General features: G+C 49.0%; 21 protein-coding genes. 6 read left to right on the top strand and 15 right to left on the bottom strand.

The genetic code is table 11. From position 1 onward, the window contains the following. On the bottom strand, nt 1–295 hold a 295-nt coding region (locus ABF463_RS11740; RefSeq protein WP_415533828.1), incomplete at its 3' end, for a hypothetical protein. 639 nt (nt 296–934) lie between these two features. Here ABF463_RS11740 and ABF463_RS11735 point away from each other — a divergent pair. After that, nucleotides 935–1138 carry a hypothetical protein gene (locus ABF463_RS11735; RefSeq protein ID WP_415533827.1) on the top strand — a complete coding sequence of 68 codons (204 nt, stop codon included), beginning with the start codon at nt 935–937 and terminating at the stop codon, nt 1136–1138. A gap of 270 nt (nt 1139–1408) precedes the next feature. Here ABF463_RS11735 and ABF463_RS11730 read toward each other — a convergent pair whose 3' ends face one another. From ABF463_RS11730 to ABF463_RS11715, 4 genes are all read right to left on the bottom strand, one after another. Continuing rightward, on the bottom strand, nt 1409–2158 hold the full coding sequence (locus ABF463_RS11730; RefSeq protein WP_415533826.1) for a Fic family protein: 750 nt from the start codon (nt 2156–2158) through the stop codon (nt 1409–1411). Nucleotides 2159–2178: 20 nt separating this feature from the next. Further along, nucleotides 2179–2409, bottom strand: a complete 231-nt coding sequence (locus ABF463_RS11725; RefSeq protein ID WP_415533825.1) for a type II toxin-antitoxin system MqsA family antitoxin — start codon at nt 2407–2409, stop codon at nt 2179–2181. Nucleotides 2410–2412: 3 nt separating this feature from the next. Beyond that, nucleotides 2413–2724: a DUF4258 domain-containing protein gene (locus ABF463_RS11720; RefSeq protein ID WP_415533824.1), complete on the bottom strand. Its 312-nt coding sequence runs from the start codon at nt 2722–2724 to the stop codon at nt 2413–2415. Nucleotides 2725–2792: 68 nt separating this feature from the next. Then, nucleotides 2793–3002 carry a hypothetical protein gene (locus ABF463_RS11715; RefSeq protein WP_415533823.1) on the bottom strand — a complete coding sequence of 70 codons (210 nt, stop codon included), beginning with the start codon at nt 3000–3002 and terminating at the stop codon, nt 2793–2795. Nucleotides 3003–3159: 157 nt separating this feature from the next. On the opposite strand from ABF463_RS11715, the gene ABF463_RS11710 reads away from it, so the two are divergent. The 3 genes from ABF463_RS11710 to ABF463_RS11700 all read left to right on the top strand — a co-directional run bounded on the left by ABF463_RS11710 (nt 3160) and on the right by ABF463_RS11700 (nt 4171). Continuing rightward, entirely contained in the window at nt 3160–3582 is a 423-nt protein-coding gene (locus ABF463_RS11710; protein ID WP_415533822.1) for an HIRAN domain-containing protein, read from the top strand. 140 nt (nt 3583–3722) lie between these two features. Further along, nucleotides 3723–3878: a hypothetical protein gene (locus ABF463_RS11705; RefSeq protein ID WP_415533821.1), complete on the top strand. Its 156-nt coding sequence runs from the start codon at nt 3723–3725 to the stop codon at nt 3876–3878. After that, a complete protein-coding gene (locus tag ABF463_RS11700; protein WP_415533820.1) occupies nt 3875–4171 on the top strand; it encodes a hypothetical protein in 297 nt (98 codons plus the stop codon). Before ABF463_RS11705 ends, ABF463_RS11700 begins: the two co-directional genes overlap by 4 nt. Nucleotides 4172–4597: 426 nt before the next feature. Here the strand turns inward: ABF463_RS11700 and ABF463_RS11695 are convergent, their stop codons facing one another. From ABF463_RS11695 to ABF463_RS11655, 9 genes are all read right to left on the bottom strand, one after another. After that, a complete protein-coding gene (locus ABF463_RS11695; protein WP_415533819.1) occupies nt 4598–5371 on the bottom strand; it encodes an RNA polymerase sigma factor in 774 nt (257 codons plus the stop codon). 178 nt (nt 5372–5549) lie between these two features. After that, nucleotides 5550–6467: a hypothetical protein gene (locus ABF463_RS11690; RefSeq protein ID WP_415533818.1), complete on the bottom strand. Its 918-nt coding sequence runs from the start codon at nt 6465–6467 to the stop codon at nt 5550–5552. A gap of 402 nt (nt 6468–6869) precedes the next feature. Continuing rightward, nucleotides 6870–7100 (bottom strand): hypothetical protein, encoded by a 231-nt coding sequence (locus ABF463_RS11685; RefSeq protein WP_415533817.1) that lies wholly within the window; start codon nt 7098–7100, stop codon nt 6870–6872. 76 nt (nt 7101–7176) lie between these two features. Beyond that, nucleotides 7177–8001, bottom strand: a complete 825-nt coding sequence (locus ABF463_RS11680; RefSeq protein WP_415533816.1) for a hypothetical protein — start codon at nt 7999–8001, stop codon at nt 7177–7179. Nucleotides 8002–8079: 78 nt separating this feature from the next. Continuing rightward, a complete protein-coding gene (locus ABF463_RS11675) occupies nt 8080–8328 on the bottom strand; it encodes a hypothetical protein (protein ID WP_415533815.1) in 249 nt (82 codons plus the stop codon). A gap of 19 nt (nt 8329–8347) precedes the next feature. Continuing rightward, nucleotides 8348–8596 carry a hypothetical protein gene (locus ABF463_RS11670; protein WP_415533814.1) on the bottom strand — a complete coding sequence of 83 codons (249 nt, stop codon included), beginning with the start codon at nt 8594–8596 and terminating at the stop codon, nt 8348–8350. Nucleotides 8597–8599: 3 nt separating this feature from the next. Continuing rightward, nucleotides 8600–8863, bottom strand: a complete 264-nt coding sequence (locus ABF463_RS11665) for a hypothetical protein (protein WP_415533813.1) — start codon at nt 8861–8863, stop codon at nt 8600–8602. A gap of 19 nt (nt 8864–8882) precedes the next feature. After that, entirely contained in the window at nt 8883–9614 is a 732-nt protein-coding gene (locus ABF463_RS11660; RefSeq protein WP_415533812.1) for a Bro-N domain-containing protein, read from the bottom strand. A gap of 86 nt (nt 9615–9700) precedes the next feature. Continuing rightward, nucleotides 9701–9889, bottom strand: coding sequence for a hypothetical protein (locus ABF463_RS11655; RefSeq protein ID WP_415533811.1), 189 nt, complete (start codon nt 9887–9889; stop codon nt 9701–9703). 170 nt (nt 9890–10059) lie between these two features. Here ABF463_RS11655 and ABF463_RS11650 point away from each other — a divergent pair, with 170 nt between their 5' ends. Both ABF463_RS11650 and ABF463_RS11645 read left to right on the top strand, forming a co-directional pair. Continuing rightward, entirely contained in the window at nt 10060–10761 is a 702-nt protein-coding gene (locus tag ABF463_RS11650) for a helix-turn-helix domain-containing protein (RefSeq protein ID WP_415533810.1), read from the top strand. After that, entirely contained in the window at nt 10748–12127 is a 1380-nt protein-coding gene (locus tag ABF463_RS11645) for a tyrosine-type recombinase/integrase (RefSeq protein WP_415533809.1), read from the top strand. Before ABF463_RS11650 ends, ABF463_RS11645 begins: the two co-directional genes overlap by 14 nt. A gap of 108 nt (nt 12128–12235) precedes the next feature. Here ABF463_RS11645 and ABF463_RS11640 read toward each other — a convergent pair whose 3' ends face one another. Beyond that, nucleotides 12236–12370: a hypothetical protein gene (locus ABF463_RS11640; protein WP_415533808.1), complete on the bottom strand. Its 135-nt coding sequence runs from the start codon at nt 12368–12370 to the stop codon at nt 12236–12238. Between the last annotated feature and the right edge of the window lie 355 nt (nt 12371–12725).

The following is a 12725-nucleotide window of genomic DNA, read 5'->3' as shown; positions in this document are numbered from 1 at the left end:
GATATAATACTTTTAACTTAATATAAATTAATTGTCCAAGAATTATCTTTTTAAAGATCCAAAAACAGTCTGTAGATGGATCGTCTCGGTCGATTTCCGGACCTTTTTTATAATCGTCATATGTCAACGAATAAACTTCATCTTTTACAACATGCCACATAATTCCCAATTCAGCCAGCGTTTTGAGATTTTTAGACCGACATACGGGTATAAAGCGCCCCTTATCAATTGCCTCTCGTACATTACATAATAATGATTCGACATCTTCTTGATTGCTTAGTGTCGTAACAAACACCGTCCTTTATGTTGGCGCTCGTGGTATCATATGATACCGTCATTCCAGTATATGCCGTGCATTTGCATATGTCAAGATAATTTATGACATTTTAAGACATTCAATTAAAGAATATAAAAAGAGCGACAGTCTGCCTACTCCGCTCCCCAATCTTGCGCATATAAAAGCTCGTCACGATCAGTATTCCCGCATGCGCCGCTCGCACTGATGGACTCCGTCCAGATAATTGTGGGTATTGCTGTCTTGCAGCAGACCCACGTTGGCCACCAGCTTGCTTGGGATCTCTCTATGTTTTTCCATCATAGAGCGGATTGTCGTTTGGGTCGAACAAGGATCACATCCAGTCGTGGTAATACATGCAATCAATCAAGTTCAGGCTCAGCGAGCGCCACGGCAGATGGGTGAACGGGCACAGGTTTCTCGGCCGAGCGACCATGTTCAGGTTCGGCGATCAGTTGGTGCACGGTCGGTGCGCGGGAGGTCTGGCGGGCAGGCGGTGCCCGGTGGTGCTTGGTAGGCCAGGCAGACAGCTGGTGTCCAAGCGGTGAGAGCGGTAGGTTCCGTCAAGCAACTGGTTTCACGCGGTGCGCGGCAGGCCTAGCGAGCAACCGATGCCCGGCCGGCGCGGGCAGGTTTTGGGTGGTCGGCTGGCGCCCGGTCGGTACTCAGCAGGTCTGGCGGGCAACTGTGTCCAATCAGTGCACGGCAGGTTTGGCGATCAGCCGGTTCCCGGTCAATGCGCGGGAGGTCTGGCGAGTGGCCGGTACCCGGCAGGTGCGCTATAGTCAGTCTGTCGGACGAATGCAAATGGCCCATATTGCCACCTGCAACCGCAATCCGTAGCTAAGCCCCTCTGCATAACCGCCTACAATGGATTTGAAGTTTGCCCGCAGGTTTACCCCTCTGTCCATCACAGGAGCCATCATGGCCGCCGCAGAGCAGTTCAGATAGCCCATCTTGTATTGGCCTTTGCCGCAGGCACGACCACTGCATTCCAGTCATACAGGATGTCCCCAATGTCCAGCAATCCCATGCATTAAAGCAGGAACCGCTCACAAGCCAGTTTTAAGGCCTGTGAGCGGTTCTTTTGATATGGGGTTCTTCCCACCTTGGTTAATCCAGTTTTGGCCGTTCAACGTGCAGCAACCGCATAATCTCTTTTTCAGATTCCAATACCCGTTCGGCAATGAACTCCACAAATAACTGGTCGTCGTGATGAGCACGCTCAAGCAGTGAGATATATTCGTGCCGCAACACCGGCGGGATGACTGCCAACATATAGCCGTCTTGAATTAGGGCGGTATTCATAAGCAGACGGGAAACACGGCCGTTACCGTCCGCAAATGGGTGGATGAACACGAATCGCTTATGCAGTTGCGCGGCAAACTCTACCGGATGGAAGCGGTTCCGCTCGTTGGTTACCCACTGAAACAGTGCTTTGATTTCTCCGGATATCCGCTCAACCTCGCACACAGGGTATTTAGAACCTGTGATAATGGCCGGACCTGTGCGATACCGCCCGGCATGGGCATCGTCAATCTCTGTGTAGAACATCCGATGCATGGTCAGCATGTCGGCCTCAGCGATCTGTCGGCTTTCCAGCAGGGTAAACATAAAATCATAGGCCTTTGCATGGCCGAGAGCTTCAAAGGTGTCTTTGAGCGGCTTCCCGCCAGCAGTAAGGCCATCTTCCAGCAGCACCTTGGTCTCACTTTCGGTAAGTGTGTTGCCCTCAATGGCATTGCTTGACCATGTTAAACCTATGCGGTAATAATCCCGTATCTCTTTGAGCATGTCGCCCTCAAACGGCCGCATAGTATCAATGGCTGCCTTATAGCGATCAATTTTTTCAAAGATAGTCAAAACATTACCTCCATGGTCAATTATGCCACTCGACCAGGGTAATTCACGACTGCGATTTCCGCGACGTCTTTCTGCATGGCATTCACGATCCGCTCTAATTGTTTTGCGGTTTCGTTGTCATAGGAAGCTTCACCGCACTGACTGCACACCATGGAAGGAACATTTTTCACTATAACGATGCAATTTCCCACGTCCACCATAAAAGTGGTGGCCTTTTTCTCTAATTTTCCTTTGCAATAAAAGCAATCCACCGTTTACCGCTCCTTCCTGTGCTTAAAATCTGGTTTCCATTCGTCCGGGTTAGGGTAATAGGCGGTTATGAACCACAGCTTTTCAGGTGCAACGCCGCAAACCACATGCAGCGGATGCCCTGTCATGAGGATGGCCAAAATCAAACAGCTCGGATATGGGGTATCATCCCGATACTCTTCTATTATCTCCCCATTCATTATAGCATACTTAACATCATCTGTAGAGATGCCACGCTGGATCAGCCGGGCCATTACATGATAAGTCCATTGCATAGCGCCTGACCGGCAGAGCTGCCGGATTATTTCAATTTCCATTTGCGTCCTCGTCCTCTACATACTCCATAATGTCGCCGGGCAAGACACAAAGCCTTTATGTGAGCGGATCATTGCTGGTGTTCGGCCTTATCCCTCTGCATAGTCTCGTCAATGGCTCGATTGACAAATGCATTAACGCTCTCGCCTTTAGACTTTGCGTGATCCTCAATTTCCGCTTTGTGCCCTTTGGGCACAGCAACATTGATTCGGTCGTACGCCTTTTCATTGTACTTATTATTCGCACGAATTCGTGCTTCACTGTTTTTCTTTTCCGGCACGCATCTCACCTCTTTACTTACATAATTATACCACCAAACCATACAATTAACAAGTGTATACATTGCCCAAATACCGCACTTAAACATTGTATATTCTGCGAATAGCATGTACTTAATAAGTGTAATATAATAGAGACATGGAAAGGAGGTGAGCGCCATGAAGTACAGCATGTCAACCATATGCCGGACAGCAAACATCCTCACCCACCGCATGAACCGCTCGCAAGCATTCCGCTTGGCGTGGGCACTGGCAAAGGCTCAACTGGTGGAGAATGTGGCAGGCGTTCAGTATGGCCGCAGGCAGGACGCAATCCAGCACCTCACTATGTACCCGGAAAGCGCTATCCATTTCCACCTGATGCGTGAGCGGGACAACCTGTATGATGTCAATGCGGTGGCCGTATCTGCCGAAGTCGTTGGCAAAGGCCAATACAAGATGGGTTATTTGAACCGTACTGCGGCGGCACTGGTGGCTCCTGTAATGGATAGAGGCGTAAGCCTGCGGGCGAACCTCAAAGCCATTGTAGGCGGGTACTTCGAAGGTATGAGTTACGGACTGCGTCTGCAGGTGGCAATATGAACCGCTCGTGTTCATCTGAAAAGCGGCTAAAGGCAACCGCCCCAGTTGTTGGCGCAACGGAAGCGGCTCAGTGAAAATCTTTCAACACCATCATTGTACCATGCCTGTGTAGAAAAGCAAGGCATAGGAAGGAAATCACCATGAACACAATCCAAACCATCACACGATTGGAGGCACTTATTGCCTCTCTGGCGGGTTGCTCTGCCGAAGACTACCATGAAATTGAGGATGCCACTATACGCGGTCTTGAGTGCGCCAGAGTGGCCTTAGTTATGAAAGGGGATACAGCTAAATGAGTAAAACCGCAAAAGAGAAAGCTGTTGCGCCGGTTAATATGGATGCCGCAGGGTATCGCCGCAAGATTATTGGTATGGTTTCAGAAATCAACGACACAAAAAGCCTGCAAACCCTCTATGACATAACCAATTCATACAGCCTACGCAAAGGGGAGCCGCTCAAAGATTTGTCCAAAGCCGAATTGATGGAAAAGCGTATCTATTGGTATCTCTCGCGTATCCGAGACCCTAAATATTTGAAATTCATATGCGGATACGTGTACCGCTTGTTCTTGAAATTGGCCACAGAATAATTGCACCATTGCAGTCAACTGCAAAACCAAAAGAGCTGTTCGGCTCCGAAATCACGCATGCCTTTTTTGTCTATATGGAAATTTTTCCTACGGAAATTTTAGGCCGATTTTGCAACACCAAATTTCCCGTTTTCTTCTCGAAAAATTACGCATTCGGACGTGATTTGCTGACCTTTCGAACGATTATCTTCAAATAAAGGCAGGTTCGGAAGTGGATACGTATTGTTGTATGTAAAATCCTCCCAAGGAAGGAAATCGAGAAAGTTTTTTTAACACCTACAAAACACGCGGGCCACAGGCATGCGCATTTCCGTAAATGTCCCGACAGTACCTTGAATATTTTTGGAGCCACGACCCGTGCGACCTGTCTTCCCAAATGTGTAATACCATCCATGTTACCCCCGTGGCAGCCACAATACGGCGCCATTAAGGCCGACCACGTTCATGCTTAGACATCAACCGCTCGCGTCGCTCGGCCAGCCGCTCAACGGCAGAACTTGCACCGTTCTGAAATGCCGTCAATCCCACCTGCAAAAAGAAGTTGGTGTGCGCGTCTATGTACAGCTCCCGGCCTACCGCTCGAACCTCTTTCATCAATCTTAGCCTACGCATGCCTTTATCGTGGCTCTGCTTCGCTTCTGCTAAGGCTATTCGCTCCATAGCGGCAATTTCGCGAAAGGAATGGCAGTACAGATAATGCGCCTTTATAACGGTGGCTTGCATCGATTCCAGCTTGTCCACACATTTCATAACAACAGAAAACGCGCGTTCTGTATCCAGCCGCTCCAGCATGTCATTTATGATGTGCCGATCCTCTTTTGCTTCCAAGATATTTTCCACCGTCTGGCTGCTGCCGTCATCCTCGGCGCCGGCGGGCTGATCGATGGACACAGCGTTCAGTAGCGCATCCCTTCTCGTTGTGCGGATTCCTAATTCAGTGGCAAACGCGGTCTTTAAATGATAGGTAAGGTACGTGGTGAAAGCAAATCCCCCATCTGGTGCAAAGTCTTTAACAGCCCGGGCCATAGCCAAGTAACCGGCCTGCATCAGATCATCCAACTCAACCCGGCTTGTATGCCCATCATCCGGCAGCCGGCGCCTTGCTTTCATGCGCACCAGCCGCTCGATCTGCTTCCATAATTGCAACATTGCTTTCTGGTCGCCCTGCTGAGCCTGTATGGCCAATTCTTCGTTTGTCATTGACGCTGCCCCCCGCTCATGATAAAATACAAGCGGATATTGTTTTTTGGGAGTTGCAAGGCTCTTTTTTATTTTTTCCGCAATATTGTTTTACTTATGGTGGCTATAATGGCCACCATCTTTTTGTATATACCTATGTATAGGTGCTATCCGTGCATTCAACTGCAAAAGCCACCTGCTATATTACAGCCTGTGCGAAATCGGCATTACACCTCTTTAGATAGGATTTTTCGGGCAGTTTCAGACTGTCTTTGCGCATTCGAACGTAAACATAGGCACCGGGTACGAAGCTGCTATACTGGATTTTCATGTCAAGAAACCTGTACCCTGTGTTTGCTTTTTCAAACATCGTCGGGGCGTTGCTTTCATTTCGCGCGATCTTCTCCACTTGCCGTTTTGTCACCTTGCAATCTGCAATGGTCGGCTTGGGAATTTTTAAGTTTTGGCTTCTCCCCCAACGTTTGCGGCCCTTCTTTTGTGCCTTTGCTATATATCTGGCAAGGCCAGTCAATTCAAATTCGTCCGGTTGAAGCCGATGAGCTTCGCGGCGCGCTCCACAGCTCCACAGCTTTTCAATTTCGTCCCGACCCAAGTCTCCCGACATGATGATGTGAACGTGGTAACGAAGGATCAGTTTGCCGTTCTTGTCCTTTTCAGGTCGCCCCTCAATTGTGTAAATATACCGAAGCTCTGGCAGGCTAAGCAGCTTCCTTCTGTACCTGAGTCTCTTGATATAGTTCGCAACATTCCTGTGTGCCTGCTCATCTGTTTCTGGCAAATGCGCATCATCAAATGTGCCGGTAAACCATATGTCGCGACTATCAAAATTAAGGTTTGTGAGCCGTGCAATATACTTTTTGGAATTTTTATCATTCAGATTTTTTTGTTCCAATCGAGATGGTTTCGACCTTTTAGCGCGAGCTGCATCGTTTCGACTGATCCACAATGGAAATATTTCGCATTCAAGAAGGTTTCCACACTTGAACGTCTTGACCCGATACCGAAACACGCCTTTATGTCTGAGGTTTTCAAAGCGTTCCTGCTGATTGTCTGCCAAACCAAAGGCTTCCAAATAATTTTCACTGCTGTACGGCATTCTTTTCACCTCTGCATCTCGGAAGGTTTCGACGAGATGGCAATACTCATTACAAGGGCTAAATGCGCCTTGTGCGGCGCATAAGGTTGACTTCTGCCGTAAGCATGGTATAATTATACAAAGAGTTTATACGGCAAAAGGAACCACGGGCGGCTTGTGTGATGGCAAGCTGCCCGCCTTTTTTATGTTATTTTCAATATAGGAGCCGCTCACACAGCGGCCCTGTGGGTTCTGGCCGCTCATGCCGGATGACATTTAGGCTTTTAGCAGATTTGCACCCGGTAACACTTTGCTTCTGCTTGTGATTGTCGCATTCGCAGTGTTCGCCCGGATCAAGCGCGGCTCCGCAATGTGGGCAGATATGATAAAACAATGTTCATTCCTCCACTTTGGTCCAGCCTCTTACAGCGTGTACGTAACGAACGCGGCCGGTTCTCGACCGGGATACTTCGACATTTCTTTGCCCAGCTGGCGTATGATAGTGCTGGCTGTTTTGACCTGCTGACGGGCTTTCCCTCGATTTTCAATCGTGGTATACCGATCGGCCGCAACTCCGCGCGAATCTTCACGAAGCAAATCCAAGGCGAACGCAATCATGCTCAGCTGCTCGTATGTAAAATCTGCTGGGTTCATTTTGCCGTTCCTCTCTTTTCAGTTTGAGAAAAGCCGACGGTCATGCGGGCAGGCATGGCCGTCAATTCTTTTCTGCTTACGATGCTACGGGCACCAGCCGCTCACAGACATCCGCTTCATTCACCTGCCGGATTGCTTCCTGTCGTGCGCGGTGCATAGCGTCCGCGATTTTCAATTCGTGCCGACGTACTGCGTCCTCCAGTTCATCCCGCAAGGTCGCATAGGCAATCGCATTTGCCTTTTTTCGACTACACCGATATTCTTTGGTTTTACTGGGGCGCTGTTGAATTTCATAACCCCTTTTTTGGGCGCGATCCTCTATAATCTGAAGGTTGCAGCAAATCTTTTGCCCAAAATCAAGAAGGTGCTCTTTCTCTGCGTACAAGTAAATTCCCGTCTGCATAATAGTCTCTGGTTCGCGTATCCGGTCCATAGCCCCTTTCCAATAGCAGGATTCAACGATTTCATCATCTGGAGAAATCGGATACAGGGCATATGTCTGACGAACATCCCGAAGAATGTTTGAAAAATTTCGCAGAGTCCGCATCACTTCTGCTTTGCTTTTGGGATCTGAGAGATCATAATATGCCAAGCGGTCTGAAAATAGATATTTCTCCGTTCTATTCATTTGCAACTTGTTGTACTTGTTTTTGATACGCTTGCGCTGCCACCCGCCCAAATCGCCGTTGCCACGCATAATTCCGCACATCCTTTCACAAGTAATCCCGGCTGTTTTTGCAAGACATTCTGTTCCAATATCTCTTGCCGCAATTCTTTCTGCATGGATGTTTGGAAACCGGAGACCGGCAAACATATTCAACACCTCGGCTTGGGTCGTGTACGACTGGAATCGGTAGCTGGGGATGTCCAACAGTCTTTTCAGCGCTTTTTGATATGACATAATATAACCTCCTGAATTTTGGGTATATGGTTGAAGGCTACCCGGCAATATGCTATACTGCATTTATTGGGCTTGGCCTTATCGGCTGGTTCTTGCAAGACTTCTGCACGGCTTCCTACGGCGGGTGCAGAGGTCTTTTTTGCTGCCTTTATATTGTGCTGCCGCTCTCTGCGACGTTTCTATGCGGCGCTTTTTCTTATATCGGCGGTATTTCCGGCAAAGAGCCGGTCCGTATTCCGCAATTGCGCCGCCAATGCATAGTGGAATTAAAAAGATTACCATAAACACCAGTATGTACGTCACGGCGACGGTGGTTTCAGAATCCATGCTGTTTTCCCCCATCCTATTATCGGCTGTGGATAACGCGGATTTTCCCAGTCTGCTCCACTGGCCACACACCTGGCGCTTGTCCAGTTTCCAGATAAGCGGCCAGCACATCGGCGTTAATCAGGTGCTTTCTCCCGGCTAGCACATACGGGATCACACCCTTCAGCAACAGGCCGCGGATGAAATGCGTGTTGACATTCGTGTCGGGATCGTTGTATTTGTATTCGGCGGCCAGCTGTTGGGCCGTCCTCATTCGTGGTACAGACATTTTTCACTCAACCCTCTTTCGGCGTGCTCGCTTGTTCTGTTCATACCGCCGGGCATTGTCCATGTGCTCGCGGTGGCATTCATTGTCGAGCAACAGCCCCATTGTGGATTCCAGCTTCATCTTGGCGGTCGCCATGTGCTCGCCGTCCGCGCCCTCGTCATATACAGCAGGATCAAACACCGCGCGCATCCAGTCGTGATAATCAAGACAATGGCATAGAATTTCGTACAGAATTCTCTTTTCGGTCAAACTCAAATCAGAATTCATTTCATCACTCTCCCATTAATCAGTGCCGCTTGGCAGACACACCCGACCGGACAACGGCCGCCTTCACGATGGACAGAAAGATTTCCCGCAGTCGGGGATCCTGCTCAATCACATCCAGACGGTTTGCGGCTTTTACGGAAGTCTTAGCACACCCTTCTTTGGCCATGCGGGTGCGGTAATTGTCCAGCCGCCGGTTTAGGTCGCAGTGGGCGCGCCGCTCGAGTTCCTCATACAGAGCCGCTCGAATATGTTGATATGCATTGGCGTTGCCTGCGTTTTTGGCTATGTGGTTCAACATCCGGTTGACATTGTTTCTCCAATCATCCGGGTGGAACACCACGGCCTGCTGGATCGTTTCCACGCTGTCGCTAATCTGTTGGTTGGAAGTTTCCAGTGCCTTGAGCCGCTCGTCCTGTTGCCTGGCAACCTTTAGCATCTGCTCAAAGCAATCCAAAGGATTGAGCGGCTGCTGACGTATCCCTTTGTCAACCACATAACTGCCATGCTCAAGCACAGCTGGTATAACCTCGTCGAATATCCAGCTTTCAAACCTCTCTGCGCTTGGAAGTTCACTATTTGCAGCTAAACGGCACAGATTTCCTTTGGTGATGAACTTGGCCTGTTGAGTGCGGCCCATTCCGTCTATGATGTCGTGGAATACGACCCCATCCGTCTTACAGTGCCGAATAATAGCATCTCGGCTGTTTGAATACCCAAGAGCTTTTGCCACGTCGGCCCCACAGAAGGTCATTGAACCATCTGCTTCTGTGAATGTGCGAATTTCCCCGAAATCGGAGTTCTCAAATATTTGCAATTCCTTTGGCCTGTATGTTTTTATCATACCCGCGTGCTCTCTTTGCCTGAAATTTCCGTGATAATAACACGAATGCGCGTCTTTTCCTCGTTCGTCAGTTCGTGCCGAAGTTTGCGTGAAAATCCAAAATCTCGCATGTTTAGTGCATCAGCAATTTGCCACAAATACACTCCTGCCTTTTTTGCTTCTATTTTGATGTCCTGATTTGCCATATTGTCCTCCTATTATTATTGTAATCCGACGAGTATTGCTATATAATACAATCATGAACAATGCAACAACAGCAGTTCATAAACATAAAATAGCACAAATTTGTTTCGCGGTCAATACCATAGTGAACAATATTAATTTTTTTTTTACAATAATGAACGGAGGGGGACACATGACCGGCACCGAAGTTAGCAAAGCCTTTTCTCAAAAATTATCAGCCTTAATTGAGGATAAGCGAAAGAGTGGAATGGGTATCAGAGAAATTGCTAATAGAGTTGGTATCTCAACGGGAGCTCTTTCAAAGTATCAAAATGATGCAGCGGCTCCAGATATAAATGCATTATGGAAAATTTCCCAATTCTTTAATGTCTCTACAGATTATTTGCTTGGATTATCTGATTTTCCTAATGCAAAGCTGGAATTGAACGATTTCCTTAAAACAAGTGAACAAAACAATGACGACATAAAGAACTATCAAACATGTCAAAAATATGTCGCATGGATTCTTAATGACATCTTCAGGGATGATGTAAGTCCAATAAAACGTAGCAGTGCCCTTGCCGCTTTCGGCTATCTTTTAGAGGATATATCCCAACTAAGGCGAATTTTATATATAACTGGCAAGCCCGAAAAGCCAGATTTTATTAAGGCGCTCGATGGGTCTGCCCAAAATACAGCGATGTACATTCGCACAGGCAGGCTAAAATTCGATGCCAAAGAGTTTCAATTCTGTGAAAAGGCCCTGTATGCCTTTTTGGCTCAATACTATGAAATCCTTTGGGAAAATGAGCGCCTGCATCCAGACCCCTTATTGAGCAATATTCAATCTTCCACCTCAGATGTGAAAGAAGGAAAGACCCATGGCGACCATTGAAAAGCGCGGCAGCAGCTATCGCATTATTGCCAGCGGTGGTTATGACCGCACGGGCAAGCAAATTCGTAAGCGCATGACATGGACACCCGCCCCCGGCATGACTGCTCGGCAGGTGGAAAAAGAGGTTGAGCGGCAGGCTGTTCTTTTCGAGGAGCGGGCGAAAAACGGGCAGTTCATGGATGCAAACATACGCTTTGCGGACTATGCCGACCTATGGATGAGCGGATACGGCGAAAAACACCTTGCCCCCAAAACCATTGCAAGGTACAAGGCGTTGCTGGTGCGCATCAATGCCGCTCTCGGCAATATCCGGTTGGATAGGCTCCAGCCCCACCACATCACGGAATTTCTGGCCAACCTTGAAGAAGACGGCATCCGGGAAAACACCGCCTATGCGGCGGCAGGGCTTGACAGGGTACTGAAAGAACGCAGAATCACACGGCAGGCACTTGCAGACGCGGCCGGCATTGGCATCAACACCGCCATGGTGGCCGGTCGTGGGAAAAATGTGTCCAAAGAGACGGCAGAGCGGATATGTGCCGCTCTCAATCTCAAATTTGAGGACACCTTCACCGCGCCGGAGGGCAAAACCAAGCTGTCCGAAAAGACCATTCTACACCACTACCGGCTGATTTCTGACATTTTGAACGCGGCGGTTATGGATGACCAGATCATTCTTGCCAACCCGGCCGCTCGCGTGCGTCCTCCAAAGTGTGAGCGGCAGGAGGCGGTATACCTGGACGAAAAACAGGCAGCACTTCTGCTTGAACTGCTTGAAAAAGAACCAATGCAGTATAAAACGGCAATCACGCTGCTTCTGTACTCCGGTATGCGCCGTGGGGAGTTGCTGGGTCTGGAATGGCCGGACATCGACTTTGGGAACCGGATTGTCAGCATCGTCCGCACGTCACAGTATATCGCTGGGCAAGGCATCATCACCAAAGAGCCGAAAAACGAAACCAGTACCCGCGTTATTAAGCTGTCGGCGTCTGCAATCGACCTGCTTCGGCAATACCGCGTCTGGCAGAATGAGCAGCGGCTTGCCATCGGCGACCAGTGGAAGCCCACCCGGCGGCTTTTCACAGCATGGAATGGCGCACCCATGCACCCGGACGTGCTGAGCGGCTGGTTCGGCGACTTCATCAAACGGACAGATCTGCCGAAGATCCACGTTCACAGTCTGCGGCACACCAACGCCACGCTGATGATCGCGGGTGGTGAGGATATTATGACGGTATCGCGTCGGCTCGGTCATGCACAAGCGTCCACTACCACGAACATTTATGCCCACGCTATCCAGTCCGCCAATGCCAAGGCAGCGGAAACGCTGGAAAATCTCTTGAAGCCCGGTACCGGCAAAGCGTGACCTGATTTGCATTCGACTGCAAAACCGCTCTCCCGGATATGAAGAAATCCCCTGACGATCATTTTCGATCAATCAGGGGATTTTGGCATTTCATGTGGCCAGCGGCGATCATCGAGCCAACTTATCCATCATTTCGGCGTGCTTCTCATTTGATTTTATGATGGCTCTCATTACGTCTTCCATTTTCGCGATCGTATAGGCCGCCGTAATCTCATCTGCCTGCTCGTTTTTCTCCTTGTCCATCTGCTCATTCCTCTTTCACGGTAGAAGCCTGTCGCCCGCTCCTGCTGTAACATTCCCGCGACCAGCGATGCAATCCACCCGTAAACCCCCGATGGGGTTTATGGCAGCTGTCCGGCACAAAAATTTTTTGCGTTTCATTCATAGTATGGTCTGTAGCCGCTCGCGTAAACCCCAATGCAAACCCCTTAGCAGGTGTTTTTTGAGCAATAAACCCCAAATAAACCCCAAAACCGGCCTTTTAAGCAAAAAGAAAACCGCCCACCCTTGCCATATTTGGCTTAGGTAGACGATTTGTTTTGGTTGCGGGAGCAGGATTTGAACCTACGACCTTCGGGTTATGAGCCCGACGAGCTAC

It is taken from the genome of Ethanoligenens sp., from assembly GCF_047718355.1.
Classification (GTDB): Bacteria; Bacillota; Clostridia; order Oscillospirales; family Ethanoligenentaceae; genus Ethanoligenens.
The sequence above is the reverse complement of the archived record's forward strand: the minus strand, read 5'-3'. Positions and strand labels throughout refer to the sequence as shown.